The organism is Noviluteimonas lactosilytica (assembly GCF_020866925.1).
In the GTDB taxonomy this organism is placed as follows: domain Bacteria; phylum Pseudomonadota; class Gammaproteobacteria; order Xanthomonadales; family Xanthomonadaceae; genus Noviluteimonas; species Noviluteimonas lactosilytica.
Genome location: NZ_JAJGAK010000004.1, coordinates 58,637 through 80,631 on the forward strand (window position 1 = coordinate 58,637; position 21,995 = coordinate 80,631).

The window sequence follows — 21,995 nt, forward strand, 5'->3', positions numbered from 1 at the left end:
GAATCGGCGGGGGATGGCCCGCAAGCCTACCAATGCCCGCGCTAGAATCCAGCCGCATGCAGCCAGAACGCACACAGTGACCTCGCCCCTGCGCGCCATCGGTTGGCCCTTCGCCGACGAGGTGGACGATCCCGCATGGCGGGAAACGCTTTCAGCGCACCCGAAAGCGCGCCCCGCGCGGGTCATCGAGCAGCACCGATCCGGTTACACGGTGGCCGAAGGCCTGGGCGAAGGCATCAAGGCCGAATCCCCGCCGGAGTGGCAGCGCGCCTCGAGCTATCGCAAGGGCGGCATCGCGCCGGAAGAGCGCGCGGCGGTCGGTGACTGGGTCCTGCTCGAAGGCAAGCGCATCGTCGCGCTGCTGCCGCGCCATTCGGCGATCAAGCGCGGCGCCGCGGGCGAGCACTACAAGCAACAGCTGATCGCCGCGAACATCGACACGGTGTTCGTGGTGTGCGGCCTGGATGCGGACTTCAATCCGCGCCGCATCGAACGCTACCTCGTGTTGATGGGCGGCAGCGGCGTCGAACCCGTCGTCGTGCTCACCAAGGCCGACAAGGCGCTCGAAGAGGATGCGCGGGCCGTCGACGATGCTCGCGCCGCGCTCGAGGGCGTTGCGCAGGACCACGTCGCCGTCGTCCCGGTGAACGCGAAGGACCGCGACAGCGTCGCCGCGCTCAACGGCTGGTTGCAGCCCGGCAAGAGCATCGTGCTCGTGGGGTCGTCGGGCGCGGGCAAGTCCACGCTCACCAACACGTTGCTCGGCGTGGAGAAGATGAAGACCGGCGAGGTGCGCGAAAGCGATTCGCGCGGGCGCCACACGACGACGCATCGCGCACTTATTCCGCTGCCCGGCGGCGCGTGCCTCATCGACACGCCCGGCATGCGCGAACTCAAGCCGACCGGCGAGGAAGACGTCGCCGAGAATTTCAGCGACATCGAAGCCCTGGCCGAGCAATGCCGCTTCCGCGACTGCCGCCATGCGAAGGAACCCGGCTGCGCGGTGCGCGCCGCGATCGAAGCGGGCACGCTCGACCCGAGCCGTTTCGCCAATTTCCTCAAGCTGCGCGACGAAGTCGCCGGCGCCGCCGACAAGCTCGCCACGCGCCTGCAGCAGAAATCCAGCGACAAGGTGCAGAATCGCGCGTTGTACAAGCGCATCGACGAGAAGTACGGCCGCCACTGATGACCCAGCTTGCCGACGACGCCCTCCATCACGCCGCGCTCGACGCGCGCATGGTGAAGGTCGCGCGCGGCATTCGCCTGCTGAACATGGTGAGCTGGGCGGCGAGCGAGCAGAAGCGCTTCTGCGCAGGCTTCGAGTGCGGCGACGTCACGCTGCCGATGCACGTGTACCCGAAGTACGACTTCACCGAGGAACGCCGCGAACTCGAGGCGGTGGAGAAGGAAGCCGATCCCGACCATCCGCTCGGCCATTACGTGTGCGATTCGGCGCGCAGCTGGGGCATCGCGTGCGAACTGCTGGAGAACCTCGGCACGCCCGAGGTCATGCGGCATTCGATCCGCCTGTTCGGCCGTCCCGACGAGCCGCTGCCCGGCGGCGGCCCGACCACGCGCGAGGCCGCGCACCATTTCATCGACATCGCCAACGAACTCGACAAGGAACTGCTCGCGCCCTCCGAGCAGGTGCAGATCTCCGCGACCGCGTTGCAACTGCAGCTGCAGGCGTCGCTCGACGATTTCTTCAACCAGCGCGTGATCGAAGTGGTGCTCGATCCGGAACTGATCGCGAAGGCCGCCGCCGGCGCCACGCGCATCCGCCTGCGTTCCAGCGCCGCCTTCAACGACTACGACAGGCACCAGTTGCTGGAACACGAGGCGTTCGTGCACTCGCTCACTGCGCTCAACGGGCGCGAGCAGCCGCAGTTGCAGAGCCTGTCGCTCTCCTCGCCGCGCACGACCGCGACGCAGGAAGGCCTGGCGACGTTCGCCGAACAGATCACCGGCAGCATCGACATCGAACGCATGAAGCGCATCAGCCTGCGCATCGAAGCAGTGTCGCGCGCGATGGAAGGCGCGGACTTCGTCGAGGTGTTCCGCTACTTCCTGGAGATGGGCAACTCGACGGCCGAAAGCTTCGTGTCCGCGCAGCGCGTGTTCCGCGGCGTGCCGACCACCGGCGGCTCCGCGTTCACCAAGGACACGGTGTACGTGCGCGGCTTGGTCGGTGTGCACACGTTCTTCCGCTGGGCGCTGCGCGAGCGCAAGTTGCGCCTGTGCCGACTGTTGTTCGCGGGCAAGATGACGCTGGCCGACGTGCAACGGTTCGAGCCGATGTTCGACTGCGGGGCGTTGTCGCCGCCGCGCTACCTGCCACAGTGGGTGTCGCGCGCGAACGGGCTCGCGGGGATGCTCGCGTTCTCGCTGTTCGCAAATCGCATCCGCCTGGACCAGGTAATGGCGTCCGAAGGCCTCTTCGAAATGCAGTGATTACGTTGCCGTGCGTCAGTCGGTCGCCGGCAACAGGCGGCCGTCGCGCGCGATGCGGTAATCGGCGGGCTGGCCGTGTTCGACCAGCTGCACGCGCGCGCCGATCGGCACGCCGTCGTAGGCCGGCACGTCGTGCGTGAGGCGCAGGAACATCCACGGCCTGGCGTCGTCCTCCGGGCGCAGGCGCAGCGGCGGGGCATCGAGCGGCCGCGTGCGCAACGCATCGGCGAGCGCGGGCGAGAACACCGATTGCACGCGGCCGACTTCGAACATCACGCCCATCAACACGATGCCGTGCAGGATCGTCAGCAGCGCATACGTCGCGATGGCCATGCGGCCCCAGCGCGCCGTGCGCGACCACGCGGCGGCGCCGCACAGCGCGGACACCGCGGCGAACGCATAGGCGTAGTGCGCCCACGCCTGTCCGAGCAGCAACACCGGACCGAGCGCCGCGCCACCCGCGACCAGCGCGAACACGCAGAGCTTGTGGTTCGCGCGCCACAACGCCGCGATCCACGCGGCCCACAGCAGCGCGGACACGACGAGGTACTTCGGCGAGATCGACAGCGTCTGGTGCGCTTCGAGCACGCGCACCATCGGCGTGAACAACTGGTACTCGCACCAGCGCACGAAGATGTTGGCGACCTTCGCTTCGTACAGCGTCGGCAGGTTCGCCGAGTGGAGCATCGCGTCGAGGCGCAACGCGAGGTAGGCCGCCGCCGCGACGCCCGCGCCGATCGCCGCCGCGGCCCAGCGCTTTTCGCGCGTGAAGACCCAAGCAACCGCGGCGAGGACCGGGATCGACAACGCGGCTTCCTTCGCGAACAACCCGACCGCGGTGGCGAACGCGGCGAACATCGCGACCGCGACGAACCCGCGCACGCGCAACGCGACCCATGCCACCGCCAGCGCGCAACTCAGCCATGCCAGGTCCGCGATCGTGCCGATCCAGCCATGCGCGACCACCGCGTACGGGCTCAGCGCGAAGACCAGCGCCGCCGCGCCCGCGAGCCGCGCCTCGATCCCCAGCCGCCGGCCGACCGCGTACACCGCGCCGACATTCACCGCGCCCCACGCCACCAGCAACGCATGGAAGGCCCGCGGCGTGTCGAAGAACAGCCGCGACAACCCCATCCACAGGTTGAAGGTGAGCGGGCGGAACTGGAACGGCGAGAAGTCGAACCACGCGAACGACTGCCCGAGCGTCGCGAAATACGCCCATTGCAGTTCGTCGTGGCTGAAGTAGCCGGGGTTGAGCGCGAGCGGCAGCTGGAGCACGAAGGCCGCCAGCACGATCGCCCAGGGGGCGGGCGAGGCCGGCAGCGCAGCCACCCAGCGCCGCAGGTCGGGTGCGGGCATTCGAGGTCCGGGGCGCGGTTCTGGCGAAAGTTTCTCGTGAAGCCGACGCCATTCCAAGCACTGTCGGGGACCGGCGACGCGCGCCGTGGGTAGAATCGAGGGCCCGTTCCCCCGAACCACGGCTCACGATGACCGACGATCTCAAGCAATCCGCGCTCGACTACCACCGCCTGGAGCCGCGCGGGAAGATCAAGGTCGTACCGACCAAGCCGATGGTGACCCAGCGCGACCTGTCGCTGGCCTATTCGCCCGGCGTGGCCTACGCCTGCGAAGCCATCGTCGCCGACCCCAAGGAAGCCGGCTCGGTCACCGCGCGCGGCAACCTCGTCGCGGTCATCACCAACGGCACCGCCGTGCTGGGCCTCGGCGACATCGGCCCGCTGGCCGGCAAGCCGGTGATGGAAGGCAAGGGCGTGCTGTTCCAGAAGTTCGCCGGCATCGACGTGTTCGACATCGAGATCGACGAGCGCGACCCGGACAAGCTGGTCGAGATCATCTCCTCGCTGGAGCCGACCTTCGGCGGCATCAACCTCGAGGACATCAAGGCGCCGGAGTGCTTCATCGTCGAGCGCAAGTTGCGCGAGAAGATGAACATCCCCGTCTTCCACGACGACCAGCACGGCACCGCGATCATCGTCGGCGCCGCGGTGATCAACGCGCTGGAAGTGGTCGGCAAGAAAATCGGAGACGTGAAGCTCGCCACCGCCGGTGCAGGCGCGGCGGGCATCGCGTGCCTGGACATGCTCGTCGCGCTGGGCATGAAGCCGGAGAACATCCTCGCCTTCGATCGCGAGGGCGTGCTGTACACCGGTCGCGGCCACATGGATCCGGACAAGCAGCGTTACGCGCGCGATACCGACAAGCGCACGCTGGAAGACATCGTCGCCGGCGCCGACGTGTTCCTCGGCCTCTCCGCGGGCGGCATCCTCAAGCCGGAAATGGTCGCGAAGATGGGCGAGCGCCCGATCATCCTCGCGCTCGCCAACCCGAATCCCGAGATCCTGCCCGAAGACGCCAAGCGCGTGCGCCCCGACGCGATCATCGCGACCGGGCGTTCGGACTATCCGAACCAGGTCAACAACGCGCTGTGCTTCCCCTACATCTTCCGCGGCGCGCTCGACGTCGGCGCGACGGAGATCAACGAGGCGACGAAGCTCGCCTGCGTGCGCGCGATCGCCGCGCTCGCGCGCCGCGAAGCCTCCGACCTCGGTTTGGCCTACGGCGGCGACGTGCCGTCGTTCGGCGCGGACTACATCATCCCGCGTCCGTTCGATCCGCGCCTGCTCGTGATGCTCGCGCCGGCGGTGGCGAAGGCCGCGATGGATTCGGGCGTGGCGACGTGCCCGATCGTCGACTTCGCCGCCTACGAAGAAAAGCTTGGCCAGTTCATCTATCGCACCGGCCTGCTGATGAAGCCGGTGTACGACCGCGCGCGTGCCGACAAGCAGCGCGTCGTGTATGCCGAGGGCGAAGAAGAAACCGTGCTGCGCGCCGTGCAGACGGTGATCGACGAAGGCATGGCGAGCCCGATCCTGATCGGCCGCCCGGACGTCATCGAAACGCGCATCAAGCGCCTCGGCCTGCGCATGCGCGCGGGCGTCGATTTCGAACTCACCAACATCAACGACGATCCGCGCTTCAACGAGTACTGGCAGCAGTACCACGCGCTGACCGAGCGTCGCGGCGTCACGCCGGCGGCGGCGAAGAACCTGATGCGTTCGCGCCCGACGCTGATCGCCGCGCTGATGGTCGAACGCGGTGAAGCCGATGCGCTGATCAGCGGCCTGGTCGGCCGTTACCACAAGAAGCTCGGTTACCTGCGCAGCGTGTTCGGCCTGGATCCCGGCGTGTCGAGCACGTCGGCGATGACTGGCGTGATCAACGAGCAGGGTGTGTGGTTCTTCCTCGACACGCACGTGCAGCTCGATCCCACCGCGGAGCAGATCGCGGAGAGCACGCTGCAGGCGTCGTATCGCTTGAAGCTGTTCGGCATCGAGCCGAAGGTCGCGTTGCTGTCGCACTCCAATTTCGGCAGCCACGACGACGCCAGCGCCCGCAAGATGCGCCAGGTGCGCGAGATCCTGAAGGCGCGGGTGCCGAAGCTCGAAGTCGACGGCGAAATGATGGCCGACACCGCGTGGGACGACGACCTGCGCCATCGCATCATGCCGAACACCACGCTGAAGGGCCGCGCGAACCTGTTCGTGATGCCCAACCTCGACGCCGCCAACATCACCTACAACATGGTGCGCGTGATGACCGACGGCGTGGCGATCGGCCCGATCCTGATGGGCATCGACCAGCCCGCGCACGTGCTCACGCCGGCGAGCACGCCGCGCCGCGTGGTCAACATGACCGCGATCGCAGCGGTCGAAGCGCAGATCCGCAAGGCGACGCGACAACCGGCGTAAGCGTGGCGAACCTGTCCGCCACCATCCTGGTCATCGCCTACGACATGCAGGCGATGATCGGCGACGCCGTGCGTTCCGCGCTCGCGCAGACGGTGCCGTGCGAGATCATCGTCAGCGACGACTGTTCACCCGACGGCGGTGCGACGCTGGCCGCGGCGCGCGAGGCCATCGCCGGCTACACCGGGCCGCATCGCGTGATCGTGCGCAGCACGCCGCGCAACCTCGGCCTGTGTCGTCACCTCACCGAACTCGCATCGATCGCGACCGGCGACGTGCTCGTCTGCGTCGGTGGCGACGACGTCGCGTATCCGCAGCGCACGCAACGTTTGCTGGAAGCATTCGAACGCGAGCCGGATGCGCAGGTCGTCGGCTCGCTGGTCGACGACATCGACGGCATGGATAACGTGCTCGTCCCGCGCACGCGCGGCACGCCGTACGAAATCGACCAGCAGTGGCTGCTCAAGCGCGGCAAGCTCGCGGCCGTGCTCGGTGCGTCGATGGCGATCCGCCGCACCTTGTTCACCGGGTTCCCGCCCCTGGAAGGCATGGTCGAAGACAACATGCTCACGTTGCGCGCGGTGCTGGCCGGGCGGTGCTTCTGCCTGCAGGAATCGCTGGTCGGCTATCGCCGGCACGCCGGGAACCTCGGCGCCTGGATCTTCGATCGCAGCGGCCGCGATTACGCCGCGTACGAGCGACGCAATCGTCGCGTGCTCGCGATGTACCGCGAGATCGCGGCGGACCAGCGGCGCTGCATCGACGCGCGGCCCGACCTTCCCGCAGCGAAGCGAGCGATGGGGGCGCAACTCGCCGACATGTACGCGATCGAAGCGGACATGCGCGAAGCGGTACTCGACAAGCCGCGCAGCGAATGGCTCGCACCGTTGTGGCGCGGACTGCGGCATCCGGGATTGCGTCGCAAGAGCGTCGAGCGCGCGTTGAAGCTGGTGTTGCCGCGCAAGCTGTTCGGCAAGCTCGGCTAAGCGCAAACTCGGTCGGACTCGACCATCAACCGCGGAACAGGCGCGTTTCCAGCGGATCCTGCAGCAATGCGCGACGCAGCCTGCGCCGCGTGCGGCGGAAGAACTGCAGTGCGTTGATCCACGCGATGCCGCGGAACGGCGGCAACGACGCGCGGTTGCGCCAGATCATGCGGAACAGGCCGCTGGCGCTGCCCGCAAGCCCCGGCGACAACGCCGATTGCCACAGGCGCGCGTCTTCGCTGCCGCGCCAGCCCGTCTGGCCGAAGGCGTCGAGCAGGTACATGCGCTCTTCGAGCCAACGACGATCGGGCGAACCCGGCCAACGCTTTCCTTCCAGCTGCGCGTCCGCGCGCTGTTGCTTGCGCTGCTTCTTGCGTTCACGCCTGCTCTGCACTTCCTTCTTGCCGAGCGGCGAATAGGCGCTTACATGGCGGCGGAATTGCACCAGCGGTTCATCGACGAACACCACGCCGTTGCCCGCGGCTGCGCGTATCGCCAGCCACCAGTCGTGATACAGCTCGTGGGGGAAGGGCCGGGCTGCGTCGAACACTTCGCGACGCACGAGCAACGCATGTCCCGACACGGTGTTCTGGAACACGAACTTCATCGGGTCGCGCCCGTCGTGCATCGTCGCCAGGTCGTCGGAGATGTTGCGTCCGATCGGCTGCCCGTCGCCATCGATGTACGCGGAGTCGCAGTACGCCATGTCGGCCTTGCCGATCGCGCGCGCGAGCGTGGCGAGTTTGCGCGGGTGCCACACGTCGTCCTGGTCGCAAGGCGCGATCATCGGCGCATCGCACAGCGACATGCACTTTTCGAAACTGCGCAGGTGGCCGAGGTTGACTTGGTTCGCGTGCACGCGGATGCGAGGATCGCGCCGCGCGTACTCCTGGAGCAACGCAAGTGAACCATCGCTCGAGCAATCGTCGACGACCACGACTTCGAGCTCGACGCCTTCCTGCGCGAGCAACGAATCGAGCTGCGGACGCAACCATGCTTCGCCGTTGTAAACGCATAGCGCGACAGAGATGCGCGGCAGTCCCGCAAGCGCAACCAGGCCCGGATGCGGGGACCATTCCATCGGGGCGAACGCGACGCTTCCTAGCGGCATAGGCGAAAGGCCATCGACTGTCTTCGAAGGTGACGCATGGTAGCGGCGTACTTCGCTTGGACGAATCTAGTGAATCTCCGGGAAACAGAAAGCGTTCAGTTTGGAGCTTTAGAGAAAATTCGCATCGAGGTTGTGACGACGCTGGCAATACGGTCCCGGAGGCCTTCCGACACCACGCCTCCCCCGCGATGTCCCTCAGCTTTCTCTCTCGTTTCTCACGGAATGCGCGCTGCGTACCGGCCGAGTCCAGCGTCGGAAACCGTTTCCAGCACGCACGTCGCCCGCGGGCATGGAACCTGCATGCGCGCCCGTACGGGGTCGTGCCGTGACCCACGCAGACGCGCCCTCCGTCACGATCCTGTTGCTTTGCCACAAGGACGAGCGCTTCATTCGCGCATCGCTCGAGGCCGCGTTCGCGCAGACGGTGCCGTGCGAAATCATCGTGTCGAACGATTGCTCGGGCGATCGCACGTTCGACATCGCGCAGGAGATGGTCGCGCAATACCACGGCCATCATCGCGTCAGCGTGCGTCGCAACGAACGCAACCTCGGCGTGGCCGAGCACGTCAACGCGACGGTGCCGCTGGCGAGCGGCGAGATCATCGTGATGATGGCCGGCGACGACATCGCGTATCCGCATCGCGTGGCCGCGACGCTCGATGCGTTCGCGCGCAATCCGCGCGTGACGATCCTGGGCAGCGACTTCGACGGCATCGATGAAGAAGGTCGCGCGCATCCGCTGCGCTTTCGCCCGCGTCCGGACCCGTTCGGACTCGATGCCTTCGTGCAGGCGGGCCGCCTGATCGGATTGCTCGGTGCCACGATCGCATTCCGGCGCGAAGTCTTCGATCGCTTCGGGCCCATCCTGGGGCCGATCGAAGACAACGCGCTTAGCCTGCGCGGCGCATTGCTCGGCCAGTGCCTGCAACTACAGGACAAGTTGATCCAGTATCGCCAGCACGCGGGCAGCGTCAGCGCCGGTGTGTTCGCGCGCAACGAATCGCAGGATGTCGCGATGCGCCGTCGCTACGAGCGCACGATCCGCTTCTACCGCGGCACCGCGGACGACCTGGAGCAATGCGCGACGCAACTGCCGGATCTGGCTGGCGAAGGCAGACGCCACGTCGATGACATCCTCGCGATGTACCGCATCGAAGCAGACTCGCGCGAAGCGCTGCTCGAAAGGCCGCGTCTGCACTGGGTGCGACCGATCCTTCGCGGACTCATGCAGCGCGGCGCGCGAAGGAAGAGCGCGGAGCGCGCGTTGAAGCTGTTCGTTCCGCGACGGTGGATCGGATTGCGCGCGTAGCGCGTGGGGTGTCGCGCGCGCATCTTTCGATGCGTCGCGGGCGGTTACGTCGCTGCCCGCAAAACGTGGTCCGACAATCCGCGCTCGGCCCAGGTCGACCGGGTCTCGCGCGCGCGACGCAACAAGACGTCGTTGGGAATCTCGAGGTTCGGTGGAATCCCATCCGGCCATCGCGTGCGATGCCAGAGATGGATCGCGAGTCCGGCGTAACGCAGCCGGGTGCGCTTCACGCCGGCATGCGCGAGGCGACAGGCGAGATCGTCGTCCTCGCGTCCCCAGCCTTCGTAGGCGTCGTCGAAACCGTTGACGCGATCCAGGTCCGATCGCCACACGCCCATGTTGCAACTCATCGGCACGCCGCCCCAACCATTGCGCGCCCGATTGCGCGCGAGGAACGGCAGGCGCAGCGCATGCTGGCGACGCGATTCGCCGCTCTGCGCCTTCGCCAACGGCATGAACGGCGAGAACCTCGGCGTCGCGCCTTCCAGCAATCGTTTCGATCCGTCGGCAGACAGGTTCAATCGTCCACCCTGCAGATAGAGCCCCGGCTGGATCAGCGCAAGGTGATCCTCGACGAACCGCGGGTGCAGGAGCATGTCGCCGTCGATGAAGATCACGTAGTCGCCCGCGCTCGCCGCAATTCCGAGATTGCGCACGCGCGCGGCGCGGAAGCCGAGGTCGTCCTGCCACACGTGTCGCAGCGGGACAGGAAACACCTTCGCCATCGCGTGCACGAGCTCGCCGGTGTCGGCGCGCGAACCATCGTCGGCAACGACGACTTCCAGCGGAAGGCGCGTTTGCCGCGAGGCGCTTCGCAGGCAGAGTGCCAACGCTTCCTTCCAGTTGTACGTGGTGACCACGAGGCTTGCAGATATCATCGATGCTCGAACCGTTGTCGCGATGCTGGGCGAGTCTAGTCACCCTGGAGGCGTATGCGCGCGTTGGAAAAGTCGGAGCCGGAACGCGCCCTGCAGCGTGCGGAACATTTCCGCGGCCAGTCGGGGTACGCGATCAACTACCGCGACCTGCCGATCTTCGCGGCGCCAGGGCTGCATGAACTCGCGGCCGAGCGTCTCGCCACCGTGCTCGCGCCGGCCGGCGCGCGCGTCCTCGAGCTGGGCGCGGGCGCGGGCGCGATGTCGCTGCGCCTGAAGGATCGCGGTTACGCGGTCACCGCCAGCGATCTGAACGAACGCAGCTTCGTGCCCACGCGCGAGATTCCTTTCGTCGCACTCGACCTCAACGAGGCCTTCGCGCAACGACTGCAGCGACGCTTCGATGCAATCGTCGCGCTGGAGTTGGTCGAACACCTGGAGAACCCGTGTCACTTCTTCCGGCAATGCCGCGAAGCGCTGGAAAACAAGGGCTTCCTGCTGGTCTCCACACCGAACCTGGCCAATCCGGTATCGCAAGCGATGTTCGCCACGCGCGGCCACTTCCAGTGGTTCAACGACAACGACTACCACGAGCAGGGCCACATCATGCCGCTGTCCCCAGGCGTGTTGCGGCGGTGCTGGACGGAGGCCGGTTTCGTTTGCCGATGGCAAGGCAGCGTCGGTGATCCGTTGCGCATGCTGGACCGCAAGCGCGATCGTCGCCTGCGCTGGATCTCGAAACTGTTGGCCGCCGTGTCCGCGACACCCGATGCCCTGCGCGGCGAGGTGTACCTGGCCGTGCTGCAGGTCGGCGGCCTCGACGGCGACGATTCGCCCTGACGCAAACGACGCGCGCTGCAACGGCGCGCGATGAGGAATGCACGCATGCGGACGCCGCGCGTCGCGCGTGCGCAATCCCCGCGGCCGCATTGGAGAATTTTCGCATCGAGTAGCGGGCGAACTCGCAATACGGTCCGTGGGGAATTTCTCACGCGCACGGTCCGGCCCCGAGATGTCCCATACGCTTCGCTCGCGATTCGCACTCTGGACACGGCTGCGCCGGCAGCGGGACGATGCCCGCGCTGATCGGGCCGGCGAAACGCACGACGACGCGCGCTGGATCGCGCGATTCGATGCACCGACGGATGCAGACCGGGAGCGCTGGGCCAAACGCGCACGCAACGTGCACGGGCGACCGCTGTTCTCGCTGCTGATGCCGGTACGCGACCCCGATCCACGACGTCTCGCGCGCGCGATCGCATCGGTGCAGGCACAGGCGTACGACCGCTGGGAACTCTGCATCGCGGACGATCGTTCGAGCGATCCGAACGTCAAGCGCGTGCTCTCCGATCTCGCCTTTGCCGACCCGCGAATCCGCGTGGTATGGCGCATGCATCGCACGCAGCCATCGACGACGTTCAATGCGGCGCTCGACATCGCGCGCGGCGAACACATCGCGCTGCTCGCGCCCGACGATGCGCTGTCGGAACACGCATTGCTGTGCATCGCCGAGACGATCGCACGCAAGCCCCGCGCAGCGATCGTCTATTCCGACGAAGACTGCATCGACGACGACGGCCAGCGCCGCTCGCCATGGTGCAAGCCCGACTGGAACCGCGAGTTGTTCCGCGGCAGCGGCGGGCTGTCGCACCTGGGCGTGTTTCGCACCGAGCTCGTGCGGCGCGTCGGCGGATTCCGGCCGGGATTCGACGGCGCGGAGGAGTTCGACCTGGCATTGCGCTGCGTCGACGCCACCGAGCCCGCATCGATCGTGCACGTGCCGCACATCCTCTATCACCATCGATCGCCGCCTGCGACGGAATGCAATGCGCATCGCCGTGAAGCGAGCGAACTGGCGCTCGCGGACCACTTCGATCGCAACGGGCTCGAAGCGGTGGCGGCCGCCAACGACGACGCGACGTGCACCATTCAATACGGCCTGCCCGATCCGATGCCGCGCGTGTCGATCATCGTGGTCGACGACGCGAGCCTGCTGCGCCTCCAGCGATGCATCCACGTCCTGCGCACGCAGACCGACTACAAACCCGTGGACATCCTCGTGGCGACACGCCGCGCCTCGCCGTTGCGCAATGCCAGCTTCACCGGCGTGCGCTGGGTGCGGGGCGCAAACGGAAGCCTGGCCGATGCCTGCAATCGTGCCGCGAAGGCGACGTCCGCGGAGCTGGTCGTGTTCATCGACAGTCGCTGCGATCGCATCGCGAGGAATTGGTTGCGCAGGCTCGTGTCGCACGCGCAGTTGTCGCACGTCGGGATCGTCGCGCCGTCGTGCATGCAGGACGGCAAGGCTGTCGGCGGCGGCCTCGTGCTCGGGACGAAGGAGGGCTTCTCGTCGCGCGCGCAAGCGGGCGTCGCGCAACAGGTGCGCGCGCGGCCACGGCTGCATCGTGATGCGCCGCTGGATCTTCGAGCAGGACAGCGGGTTCGACCCGTCGTATCTCGACCTCACGTGCGCGGTCGTCGACCTGTCGATGCGTGTCGCGCTGCGCGGCCTCGAACATCATTGGATGCCCGCGGTGCATGTGCGCTTGCGCCGGCCATCGCTGCTCTCGCGCCTGCGCCGGACGGGCCGCCATCGCGCAGAGCGCCGCCGCGTCTGCGACGCATGGCGCCTGGACGACTACCGCGATCCCTTCTGGAATCCCAACCTCAGCCTTGGCGCCACCGATGGCGCGTTCGCGTGTCCGCCGCGTTCCGATGCGGGCGCGATGGCCGACGACGCGCCGGAACCCTGCTTCAACGCGCGCCCGACCTTCAAGCCCGCTACTTGAACAAGGGCCCGTAGAACGACCGCTCGCGCTTCGCGCGATAGACCTTGTTTGCGCACTTGAAGAAGTAGACCAGCGCCGACACCTCGTGCCCGCCGCCCGCCTGCGGCAACGACACGCGATATCGCCAGATCACGCGCAGCAACGGGCCCACCTTGCCGTGCTCGCCCGCCAGCAACGCGTACAACCAGCGATCCGCCACGCTGCGCGGGAACCACGGCATGTACGACAACTGTTCGAACACATAGCCCTGCTGCGCGAGCCAGCGCTTGTTGTGCGACGACGAACGCCGCCGCCGCGAACCGTCGGCGCCTTTCCCCGCCGACGACGAGGCCGCCGCATGCCGGCGGAATCGCACCAGCGGCTTGTCGACGTACACCACGCCATTGCCCGCGGCCGCACGCAGCGCGAGCCACCAATCGTGGAAGAGCAGCGTCGGGAACGGCTTCGCGGTCTCGAACGCTTCGCGACGCACCAGCAACGCATGCCCCGACACGGTGTTGCGGAACACGAACCGCAACGCATCGTTGCCCGTAAGCATCGGCCCCACGTCCTGCGACAGGCGCTTGCCCAGCGAACGGCCCGCGTCGTCGATGTATGCCGAATCGCAGTACGCAAGGTCCGCATCGCCGATCGCCGCCAACAGGGTCGCGAGCTTCGACGGCTCCCACACGTCGTCCTGGTCGCACGGCGCGATGAAGTCCGCCGTGCACAGCGACATGCACTTCTCGAACGCGCGCAGGTGACCGAGGTTGGTCTCGTTGGCCTCGACGCGCACGCGCGGGTCGCGCGCGGCGTACTCGCGCAGCAGCGCGAGCGAGCCATCCGTCGACGCATCGTCGAGCGCGACCACTTCGAGATCGACGCCTTGCTGCGCCAACACCGAGTCCAGCTGCTCGCGCAGCCAGCGCTCGCCGTCGTGCACGCAAAGGGCGACCGAAACGCGGGGCAGGGGGGATGCCATGGGCCTGATGCTACCTGTCGGTTGGTTTCAGCGGAAAGCGATCGGGCCCCTCCACGCCCCAGTTGCTAGAATCACGGCTCTAAACGACCCCACCCCCACCTCCCTGCAATGGGGAGGAGAGCAGAGATCACGCGATGAATTGGCTGAACGAGCTGCTGCTGAACGACCCCGACCCCATCGAAACCCGCGAATGGGTCGAATCGATCAAGGCGGTCATCGACAACGAAGGCCCCGAGCGCGCGCACCAGTTGCTCGAAGGCATGGTCGAGCTGACGCGTCGCGCGGGCGCCCACCTGCCGTTCGCGCCGACCACCGAGTACGTGAACACCATCGCGCCGCACCTCGAGGCCAAGAGCCCGGGCGACGCCGCGATGGAATGGCGCATCCGTTCGATCATCCGCTGGAACGCACTGGCGATGGTCGTGCGCGCGAACCGCAAGCCGGGCGACCTCGGCGGCCACATCGCGTCCTTCGCGTCGGCGGCGACCCTCTATGACGTCGGCTTCAACCACTTCTGGCGCGCGCCGAGCGCCGAACATCCGGGCGACCTGCTCTACATCCAGGGCCACAGCTCGCCGGGCATCTATTCGCGCAGCTTCCTCGAAGGCCGCATCAGCGAATCGCAGCTCGACAACTTCCGCATGGAAGTCGACGGCCGCGGCATCAGCTCGTATCCGCATCCGTGGCTGATGCCCGACTACTGGCAGACGCCGACCGTGTCGATGGGCCTGGGTCCAATCGCCGCGATCTACCAGGCGCGCTTCTGGAAGTACCTCGAAGGCCGCGGCCTGATGCCGAAGACCGACCGCAAGGTGTGGTGCTTCCTCGGCGACGGCGAGACGGACGAACCCGAATCGCTGGGCGCGATCTCCGTCGCCGGCCGCGAAGGCCTCGACAACCTGGTGTTCGTCATCAACTGCAACCTGCAGCGCCTCGACGGCCCGGTGCGCGGCAACGGCAAGATCATCCAGGAACTCGAAGGCAGCTTCCGCGGCGCGGGCTGGAACGTCCTCAAGCTCATCTGGGGCAGCTACTGGGATCCGCTCCTCGCGCGCGACACCCACGGCGTGCTGAAGAAGCTGATGATGGAAACCGTCGACGGCGAGTACCAGAACTGCAAGGCGTTCGGCGGCGCGTACACGCGCGAGCATTTCTTCGGGAAGTACCCGGAAACGCGCGAGATGGTCGCCAACCTCTCCGACGACGACATCTGGCGCCTCAACCGCGGCGGCCACGATCCGCACAAGGTCTACGCCGCCTACCACCAGGCCGTGCAGACCAAGGGCATGCCGACCGTCATCCTCGCCAAGACGGTGAAGGGCTACGGCATGGGCGCGGCGGGCGAAGCGCTCAACCCGACGCACCAGACCAAGAAGCTCGACGACGAAGCGGTGCGCCTGTTCCGCGATCGCTTCAACATCCCGGTCAGCGACGAAAGCCTGAAGGACAGCGCCGTGCCGTTCTTCCACCCGGGCGAGAAGTCGCCGGAAGTGGAATACCTGCATGAGCGTCGCCGTGCGCTCGGCGGCTACCTCCCGCAGCGTCGCAAGAAGAGCACCGAAACGCTCACCGCGCCGAAGCTCGAAGTGTTCGATCGCCTGCTGAAGAGCAGCGGCGACCGCGAGATCAGCACCACGATGGCGTTCGTGCAGAGCCTGTCGATCGTGCTGCGCGACAAGTCGGTCGGTCCGCGCTGCGTGCCGATCGTCGCCGACGAAGCGCGCACGTTCGGCATGGAAGGCATGTTCCGCCAGCTCGGCATCTATGCGCCGCACGGCCAGAAGTACAAGCCGGTCGACCGCGACCAGCTGATGTACTACCGCGAAGACGCGGCGGGCCAGGTGCTGGAGGAAGGCATCACCGAGTGCGGCGCGTTCTCGAGCTGGATGGCCGCGGCCACCAGCTACAGCACGAACGACCTGCCGATGATCCCGTTCTACATCTACTACTCGATGTTCGGGTTCCAGCGCGTCGGCGACAGCGCGTGGCAGGCGGCGGACATGCGCGCGCGCGGCTTCCTGCTCGGCGCGACCGCGGGTCGCACCACGCTCAACGGCGAAGGCCTGCAACACGAAGACGGCCACAGCCAGGTCTTCGCGAGCGTGATCCCTAATTGCAAGAGCTACGACCCGACCTTCGGCTTCGAAGTCGCGGTGATCCTGCAGCACGGCATGCAGCGCATGCTCGACGAACAGCGCGACGAGTATTTCTATCTCACGCTGATGAACGAGAACTACGCGCACCCCGACATGCCCGAAGGCGCCGCCGAAGGCATCGTCAAGGGCATGTACCTGCTCACCGACGCCGGCAAGCCGAAGAAGGCCGAACTGCGCGTGCAGCTGATGGGCAGCGGCACGATCCTGCGCGAAGCGATCGCCGCGGCGGAATTGCTCGACAAGGACTTCGGCGTCACCGCCGACATCTGGTCCTGCCCGAGCTTCAACGAACTCGCGCGCGATGGCTTCGACGTCGAGCGTTGGAATCGATTGAACCCGGAAGCGAAGCCGCGCAAGGCGTACGTGACGGAGATGCTCGAAGGCCGCCAGGGACCTGCGATCGCGGCGACGGATTACATCCGGACGTTCGCGGAGCAGATTCGTGGGTTCGTGCCGATGCGATACACGGTGTTGGGCACCGATGGTTTCGGTCGCTCGGACACGCGCGCCAACCTGCGTCGCCACTTCGAAGTCGACCGCTACTACATCGCGCACGCGGCCGTTGCGGCGCTCGCGGCGGAAGGGAAGATGGCGGGGAAGGATGTTGCTCGAGCGATCAAGCTTTACAAGATCGATGCGGAGCGGGGCAATCCGCTCGGCGCGTAGGCGTCCGCAAGCGCAGTGAGTCAGCGAAGGGCGCCGATGGCGCCCTTCGTCTTATCGGCGATCGCACGATGCACGCCGTAGAACGCGAGCGCACCGACGAAGCCCAGCGCGCCGAACACCGCAGCTTCCTGCAACCACTCCAACCACCCGGCGGTCGTCGTCACACCATTCGCCATCGTCTGCACGCCATCGCTGAACACATCGACGCCCGCAGCATCGTTGAATGGAAACGAGAAGATCGCGTAAGGCAGCGCCCCCACCAGCGCGCCCGCGATCGCCATCGGCAACACGCGATAGCGTCCGATGCGTCGCAACACGACCACCGCCGGCACGCCGAGCAATACCACGTGCGCCAGCGCGATCGCGAACAACACTCCGGCGACGATCCACCACTCGTCGCGCGTGATCTCGTCGCTGGCGATGGTGCCCACGAGCGCCATCAACACGATCGTCGGCAGCGCGGCGGCGGCCAGGGTGGCCGCGACGAACGCGGTGAACTTGCGAGCCTGCATGTGTGCCCCTTCGGTGGTCCCCGTGACCGCAAGCGCACTATCCCACAGCAAGGCGGGCGCGTTCGTCGGCGACCAGCGGCAAAACCGCACGACGTGACCACGATTCAACAGGACACCGTGCCACCATTTGCCCCGACTTCAAGGAGGAAGCGCCATGCAGCTGCTCTACGCTTCGCCGAGCCTGGGGTTCGGCCACACGTTGCGCATTGCGTTGGAAGGGGAAGGGATTTCGGCGTTCTGTTCGGACGCGGATGCCGCGGTTGCGGGCATCGCCGGGCCGATGGCGGGGCCGCAGACGCGGGTATACGTGTCGTCGGATGACTTCACGCGCGCGGTCGAAATCCTCGAACGATTGCTGACGGACGACACGGCGCCCGCGCCCGCAGCGACGCCACCGCCACCGCCGCGTCGCCTGCCCACGTGGTGGCTCATCGCGATGAGCGCAGGTGCGATCGCGGTCATGGGGGCGATGCTGTCGCAGTAGCATTGCGTCGATGGTCCGCATCATCGACGCCGCATTCCCCGACGACCTCGCCACGGTCCGCACGCTGCTGCTCGAATACGCGGCGTCGCTGCCGGTCGACCTCGACTTCCAGGACTTCGAAACGGAAGTCGCGACGCTGCCTGGCAAGTACGCGCGCCCACGCGGACGCCTGTTGCTCGCCCGCGACGACGAGCGCGTGCTCGGTTGCATCGGCATGCGTCCACTGACCGGCAACGATTGCGAAATGAAACGCCTCTACGTGCGTCCCGAGGCGCGCGGCATGCAACTCGGTCGCCAGCTGGTCGAGCGTCTGTGCGACGAAGCTCGCAGCGAAGGCTACGCACGCATGTTCCTCGACACGTTGCCGACGATGGCGTCGGCGCAGCGGTTGTATGCGTCGATGGGGTTCGTGCCGACGGAGGCTTACGTGTTCAATCCGGTGGCGGGGACGCAATACATGGTGCGCGTGTTGTAACCCACCTTGACAGTACAAAGGGCCAGCCGGAAGGTTGGCCTTTCTCATACAAGGAGTCTCGATGCTGACTTTCTTGCTCGTCCTGCTGATCGCCGCCTTGATCGCCGTCGTGCCCGTGATGATCGGCGCGCGCATGGTGGGCGCCGCGAAGACCAACTTCGGTGCGGCGTTGTTCGGCGTGATCGTGCTTGGCGTCGTGTCTGCAGTTGTGCGCTGGTCGGGCGTCAACGAGTTCCTCGGCTGGGTGATCTCCGCGGTCGTCGGCGGCCTGCTGCTCGCGCAGATCCTGGGCACGACGTTCTGGCGCGCGATCGTCGTGTCGATCATCGCGACGGTGATCCAGGTGATCGCGGTGGTGGTGTTGGCGGGGACGATGCTGGCGTCGGTGGTGGCGCGATAGACGACACGGCAAACGAAAAGGGCGCCTATCGGCGCCCTCCCAAGGTTGCTATCCCTGTTGCTGCGGCCCTCGTGACGAGGGCCCCGGGTGGGACTCGAACCCACAACCTGCGAACTGCGAAGTCCGAGCTCTATCCATTTGAGCTACCGGGGCTGATCTCGACCGCAGGGCAACTGTAATGAGCCTCGCGATCAAAAAACCGCCGAGCGCGCTCGTGTAGCAGGTTCCTCGATTCGACAAGAACTTATTAGCGGCAAGTTGTCGCGGATTCCGCAATTTGTCGTGCTTGACATGGCTGCGAACGTGGACAACCATGCGCGCACTGCGAAGTTCGAGCGGCCCAAAAGGGCTGTGAGCTACCAAAGGGCCAGCCGAAAGGTTGGCCCTTTCTCTTTGCAGCGAGGTTCAACGCGAGTCGCCCGCCTTTGCGCCGCGCTCAGCTCGCATCCTCCCAGCCTCCTCCCACACCGCCTTGAAGATATTCGCGTAGTACTTCGTGTCCTCGCCCGACAACGACGTATTCGAAAACACCACCACGCCGATCTTCCCGTCGAGGCTCGCGAGCATGTCGGTCATCACGCCGGGATCGCTGCCGCCGTGGCCGACGCGCGTGACGTTGTACTTGCTCTGCCAGAACAGCCCGACGTTCTTCTCCGCGAGGTCGACGTTGTCCGGCTTGTTCGCCTTCGTGTAGTGGAAGCGCAGCATTTCGTCGACGGTCTTCTGATCGAGAACGCGCACGCCTTCGTACGCGCCGCCGTTCAACAGCATCGCGAAGAACCGCGACAGGTCCGCCACCGACGTGCGCACGCCGCCGTCCGGATACGTCGACAAGCCATACAGCGGAATCGGGATGGTCATACCGCCCTGCGAGACATACAGCGTCGAATGTCGCGCGCGATCGATGTCCGCCAGGAACCAGCCGGTGTGTTGCATGCCCAGCGGCTCGAACACGATCCGCTTCGTGTAGGCGTCCAGCTTCTCGCCCGACACGCGTTCGACGATGTAGCCCGCGAGCCCGGCGCCGATGTTGGAGTACTCGCGATGCGTGCCAGGCTTCGCATCGACGAAGTTGTCCGCCGACCAATTCGCGCCGCCCGGCACGAAGTAGCTTTCGAGGAACGTGCCCAGCGCTTCCGGTGCATCGCCACCGTAGTGGTACGCGCGCTTGTAGACGTCCCAGCGATCGGCGATGCCAGACGTATGCGTCGCGATCTGCCGCAGGGTGATCTTCTCGTCGGGGAAGCGCGGATTGCGCACCTTGAACGGCAGGTGCGCGTCGACGTCCTCGTCGAGCGACAACTTGCCTTCCTGCACGAGTCGCATCATCGCAACGCCCGTGACGGTCTTGCTGATCGATCCGATGTTCATCATCGTGTCGGGCGTGAACGGTACGCCGCGCGCAATGTCGGCGTGGCCATAGCCCTTCGTCCACGCGACCTTGCCGTCGACGAGGATCGCGGCGCCGACGCCGGCGATCGCGCCTTCCTCCATCTGCTGCGCGATGTAGGCGTCGAGCGTTTCCTGCGTGCCCGCGCGGACCGGCGTCGCGATGGCGAACGCGAGCATGGCGACGAAGACCGAAAGCACGTTTCCGTAGCGCATCGAACGTCTCCCAGGTGACCGAAGGTAGCGACCGCTCGTTATCCTCGCCCGCGTTGATCCCAGAGTCCAACCCGCGGAGGTCGCCATGCCACGCAGTCAATCCGTCCTCGTCCCCCGAGTGGGGCAGTTCAAGGACACCTATCACCGCATCAAGCGCGACAAGCGGTTCAAGGACGTAACGCCGATCATCTTCTGCGAGGGCGACTCGTGGTTCTCCACGCCGCTGTCGATGAACATGCTCGACTGGCTCGTCTACGCGCCGCCGGAACTAGAAGCGCTCGGCGTGCCGGTCTTCGGCGCGGGCGGCCTGTTCTTCCGCGCCGAGGAATCGGGTTACCACGCGAGCGCCAACCCGAAGAACCCGAAGGCCTCGATGTTCGTGCCGAAGAACATCCACAAGCTGAGTGGCTGGTACAAGCACCACGAGTTCGACATCGTGCTGCTGAGCGCGGGCGGCAACGACTTCGTCGCCGACTTCCTCGACAAGACGTTCAAGGGCCTGCAGCCGATGTCGGTGTCGAAGGCCTTCCGCGAGATCGAGAAATCCGGCAAGTTCAAGACCGTGTACGAGGCGTACCAGGCGTTCGTCGGCGCGTTCCTCGACATCCGGCCGAACGTGCCGATCCTCGCGCACACCTACGACTATCCGCGACTGCTGGGAAAGCGCGCGGAGTTCACCGTTGCGAACCTCGGCGCGGCGGCGATCTTCGCGAAAGGCACGGGCCCGTGGATCGGCGATCGCATCGCGCACGTGTTGCCGGATACGAAGGACCAGCGCGAGTTCGCGCGCATGATGATGGATGGCTTCACCGAAAACGTGCTGATGCCGGTGAAGAAGAAGTTCAAGACGAAGGGGCGATTCGAGTTCGTCGACTTGCGCGGGATCCTGACGAAAGACACCGACTGGTTCGACGAGATGCATCCGACGGGCGAGGGGTTTCGCATCCTGGCTGAAGTGATGCGAGTGCGGATCGGGGAGTTGTTGCCGGAAGGGAAGCGCATGGGAGTGCTGTAAAGAAAAAGGGCGCCATTCGGCGCCCGTTTCCAAGGTTGCAATCCTTGCTGTTGCGGTCATCGCAGGAAGCGCCCCGGGTGGGACTCGAACCCACAACCTCCGTCTTGCGAAGTACGTGCTCTATCCAGTTGAGCTACCGGGACTCCCGACCGCGGAGCAACTGTATCGAGCAACTTGAGCTGAAAATCGACGTTGAAGCGCGAGTAGCTGATTCCTGAAAACAACAGGAAAAGACGACCTGTAAACGTTCACTCATTGCCTCGACTGTTGATGCTTGACAAGGCGGAGCCTGTGGCCAACCATTGGGCCACTTGCGAAGTGCGTGCCGGCCGAAAGGCCGTTGAGCTACCAAAGGGCCAACCGAAAGGTTGGCCCTTTCTCTTTTCCGAAGTGCGCGAAGGTGATTGCGCGCAGTCGCGCGATCAAAGGAGCT

18 protein-coding genes and 2 tRNA genes are annotated in these 21,995 nt (G+C 66.3%); 12 read left to right on the plus strand and 8 right to left on the minus strand.

What is annotated here, in order from left to right:
- Nucleotides 1–76: 76 nt before the first annotated feature.
- Together rsgA and LK996_RS14275 are read left to right on the plus strand one after the other, a co-directional pair.
- Nucleotides 77–1,186: a ribosome small subunit-dependent GTPase A gene (gene rsgA, locus LK996_RS14270; RefSeq protein ID WP_230528040.1), complete on the plus strand. Its 1,110-nt coding sequence runs from the start codon at nt 77–79 to the stop codon at nt 1,184–1,186.
- Nucleotides 1,186–2,451 carry a flavohemoglobin expression-modulating QEGLA motif protein gene (locus tag LK996_RS14275; RefSeq protein ID WP_230528041.1) on the plus strand — a complete coding sequence of 422 codons (1,266 nt, stop codon included), beginning with the start codon at nt 1,186–1,188 and terminating at the stop codon, nt 2,449–2,451. The genes rsgA and LK996_RS14275 overlap by 1 nt, the downstream gene beginning before the upstream one ends.
- Nucleotides 2,452–2,466: 15 nt before the next feature.
- Here the strand turns inward: LK996_RS14275 and LK996_RS14280 are convergent, their stop codons facing one another.
- Nucleotides 2,467–3,810, minus strand: a complete 1,344-nt coding sequence (locus tag LK996_RS14280; protein ID WP_230528042.1) for a hypothetical protein — start codon at nt 3,808–3,810, stop codon at nt 2,467–2,469.
- 128 nt (nt 3,811–3,938) lie between these two features.
- Here LK996_RS14280 and LK996_RS14285 point away from each other — a divergent pair, with 128 nt between their 5' ends.
- The gene (locus LK996_RS14285; RefSeq protein ID WP_230528043.1) at nt 3,939–6,221 is read left to right on the plus strand and encodes an NADP-dependent malic enzyme; all 2,283 of its coding nucleotides are present in this window, start codon (nt 3,939–3,941) and stop codon (nt 6,219–6,221) included.
- 2 nt (nt 6,222–6,223) lie between these two features.
- A complete protein-coding gene (locus LK996_RS14290; protein ID WP_230528044.1) occupies nt 6,224–7,204 on the plus strand; it encodes a glycosyltransferase in 981 nt (326 codons plus the stop codon).
- A 25-nt stretch (nt 7,205–7,229) separates the two neighbouring features.
- Here the strand turns inward: LK996_RS14290 and LK996_RS14295 are convergent, their stop codons facing one another.
- Nucleotides 7,230–8,285: a glycosyltransferase gene (locus LK996_RS14295; RefSeq protein WP_230528045.1), complete on the minus strand. Its 1,056-nt coding sequence runs from the start codon at nt 8,283–8,285 to the stop codon at nt 7,230–7,232.
- A gap of 355 nt (nt 8,286–8,640) precedes the next feature.
- Here LK996_RS14295 and LK996_RS14300 point away from each other — a divergent pair, with 355 nt between their 5' ends.
- Nucleotides 8,641–9,624, plus strand: coding sequence for a glycosyltransferase (locus LK996_RS14300; RefSeq protein WP_230528046.1), 984 nt, complete (start codon nt 8,641–8,643; stop codon nt 9,622–9,624).
- Nucleotides 9,625–9,668: 44 nt separating this feature from the next.
- On the opposite strand, the gene LK996_RS14305 is transcribed toward LK996_RS14300, so the two are convergent.
- Nucleotides 9,669–10,502: a glycosyltransferase family 2 protein gene (locus LK996_RS14305; RefSeq protein WP_230528047.1), complete on the minus strand. Its 834-nt coding sequence runs from the start codon at nt 10,500–10,502 to the stop codon at nt 9,669–9,671.
- A 54-nt stretch (nt 10,503–10,556) separates the two neighbouring features.
- Here LK996_RS14305 and LK996_RS14310 point away from each other — a divergent pair, with 54 nt between their 5' ends.
- Nucleotides 10,557–11,339 carry a class I SAM-dependent methyltransferase gene (locus LK996_RS14310; protein ID WP_230528048.1) on the plus strand — a complete coding sequence of 261 codons (783 nt, stop codon included), beginning with the start codon at nt 10,557–10,559 and terminating at the stop codon, nt 11,337–11,339.
- Nucleotides 11,340–11,682: 343 nt separating this feature from the next.
- On the plus strand, nt 11,683–13,302 hold the full coding sequence (locus tag LK996_RS14315) for a glycosyltransferase family 2 protein (protein ID WP_230528049.1): 1,620 nt from the start codon (nt 11,683–11,685) through the stop codon (nt 13,300–13,302).
- On the opposite strand, the gene LK996_RS14320 is transcribed toward LK996_RS14315, so the two are convergent.
- Nucleotides 13,281–14,249 (minus strand): glycosyltransferase, encoded by a 969-nt coding sequence (locus LK996_RS14320; protein ID WP_230528050.1) that lies wholly within the window; start codon nt 14,247–14,249, stop codon nt 13,281–13,283. The two genes, LK996_RS14315 and LK996_RS14320, sit on opposite strands and share 22 nt — an antisense overlap.
- Nucleotides 14,250–14,383: 134 nt before the next feature.
- Between LK996_RS14320 and aceE the strand changes: the two genes are divergently transcribed.
- Nucleotides 14,384–17,071, plus strand: a complete 2,688-nt coding sequence (gene aceE / locus LK996_RS14325) for a pyruvate dehydrogenase (acetyl-transferring), homodimeric type (protein WP_230528051.1) — start codon at nt 14,384–14,386, stop codon at nt 17,069–17,071.
- 20 nt (nt 17,072–17,091) lie between these two features.
- Here aceE and LK996_RS14330 read toward each other — a convergent pair whose 3' ends face one another.
- Nucleotides 17,092–17,583 (minus strand): hypothetical protein, encoded by a 492-nt coding sequence (locus LK996_RS14330; protein ID WP_230528052.1) that lies wholly within the window; start codon nt 17,581–17,583, stop codon nt 17,092–17,094.
- A 154-nt stretch (nt 17,584–17,737) separates the two neighbouring features.
- Between LK996_RS14330 and LK996_RS14335 the strand changes: the two genes are divergently transcribed.
- The 3 genes from LK996_RS14335 (at nt 17,738) to LK996_RS14345 (ending at nt 18,942) form a co-directional block, all read left to right on the plus strand.
- Nucleotides 17,738–18,067, plus strand: a complete 330-nt coding sequence (locus LK996_RS14335) for a DUF2007 domain-containing protein (protein ID WP_230528053.1) — start codon at nt 17,738–17,740, stop codon at nt 18,065–18,067.
- Between the two features lie 10 nt (nt 18,068–18,077).
- Nucleotides 18,078–18,542, plus strand: coding sequence for a GNAT family N-acetyltransferase (locus LK996_RS14340; protein ID WP_230528054.1), 465 nt, complete (start codon nt 18,078–18,080; stop codon nt 18,540–18,542).
- Nucleotides 18,543–18,603: 61 nt separating this feature from the next.
- On the plus strand, nt 18,604–18,942 hold the full coding sequence (locus LK996_RS14345; protein WP_230528055.1) for a hypothetical protein: 339 nt from the start codon (nt 18,604–18,606) through the stop codon (nt 18,940–18,942).
- Nucleotides 18,943–19,021: 79 nt separating this feature from the next.
- Here LK996_RS14345 and LK996_RS14350 read toward each other — a convergent pair.
- A tRNA-Arg gene (locus LK996_RS14350) sits at nt 19,022–19,095 on the minus strand.
- Nucleotides 19,096–19,347: 252 nt separating this feature from the next.
- Nucleotides 19,348–20,547, minus strand: a complete 1,200-nt coding sequence (locus LK996_RS14355) for a serine hydrolase domain-containing protein (RefSeq protein WP_230528056.1) — start codon at nt 20,545–20,547, stop codon at nt 19,348–19,350.
- A gap of 85 nt (nt 20,548–20,632) precedes the next feature.
- Here LK996_RS14355 and LK996_RS14360 point away from each other — a divergent pair, with 85 nt between their 5' ends.
- On the plus strand, nt 20,633–21,562 hold the full coding sequence (locus LK996_RS14360) for a hypothetical protein (protein ID WP_230528057.1): 930 nt from the start codon (nt 20,633–20,635) through the stop codon (nt 21,560–21,562).
- A gap of 69 nt (nt 21,563–21,631) precedes the next feature.
- On the opposite strand, the gene LK996_RS14365 is transcribed toward LK996_RS14360, so the two are convergent.
- Nucleotides 21,632–21,705 (minus strand) — tRNA-OTHER (locus tag LK996_RS14365).
- Between the last annotated feature and the right edge of the window lie 290 nt (nt 21,706–21,995).

Bases quoted from the DNA above. Each gene is read 5' to 3' on its own strand.
- LK996_RS14275 (WP_230528041.1), top strand. From the start codon at position 1,186: ATGACCCAGCTTGCCGACGACGCCCTCCATCACGCCGCGCTCGACGCG.
- LK996_RS14280 (WP_230528042.1), bottom strand. From the start codon at position 3,810: ATGCCCGCACCCGACCTGCGGCGCTGGGTGGCTGCGCTGCCGGCCTCG.
- LK996_RS14285 (WP_230528043.1), top strand. From the start codon at position 3,939: ATGACCGACGATCTCAAGCAATCCGCGCTCGACTACCACCGCCTGGAG.
- LK996_RS14295 (WP_230528045.1), bottom strand. From the start codon at position 8,285: ATGGAATGGTCCCCGCATCCGGGCCTGGTTGCGCTTGCGGGACTGCCG.
- LK996_RS14305 (WP_230528047.1), bottom strand. From the start codon at position 10,502: ATGATATCTGCAAGCCTCGTGGTCACCACGTACAACTGGAAGGAAGCG.
- LK996_RS14310 (WP_230528048.1), top strand. From the start codon at position 10,557: ATGCGCGCGTTGGAAAAGTCGGAGCCGGAACGCGCCCTGCAGCGTGCG.
- LK996_RS14320 (WP_230528050.1), bottom strand. From the start codon at position 14,249: ATGGCATCCCCCCTGCCCCGCGTTTCGGTCGCCCTTTGCGTGCACGAC.
- aceE (WP_230528051.1), top strand. From the start codon at position 14,384: ATGAATTGGCTGAACGAGCTGCTGCTGAACGACCCCGACCCCATCGAA.
- LK996_RS14330 (WP_230528052.1), bottom strand. From the start codon at position 17,583: ATGCAGGCTCGCAAGTTCACCGCGTTCGTCGCGGCCACCCTGGCCGCC.
- LK996_RS14335 (WP_230528053.1), top strand. From the start codon at position 17,738: ATGCAGCTGCTCTACGCTTCGCCGAGCCTGGGGTTCGGCCACACGTTG.
- LK996_RS14340 (WP_230528054.1), top strand. From the start codon at position 18,078: ATGGTCCGCATCATCGACGCCGCATTCCCCGACGACCTCGCCACGGTC.
- LK996_RS14345 (WP_230528055.1), top strand. From the start codon at position 18,604: ATGCTGACTTTCTTGCTCGTCCTGCTGATCGCCGCCTTGATCGCCGTC.
- LK996_RS14355 (WP_230528056.1), bottom strand. From the start codon at position 20,547: ATGCGCTACGGAAACGTGCTTTCGGTCTTCGTCGCCATGCTCGCGTTC.
- LK996_RS14360 (WP_230528057.1), top strand. From the start codon at position 20,633: ATGCCACGCAGTCAATCCGTCCTCGTCCCCCGAGTGGGGCAGTTCAAG.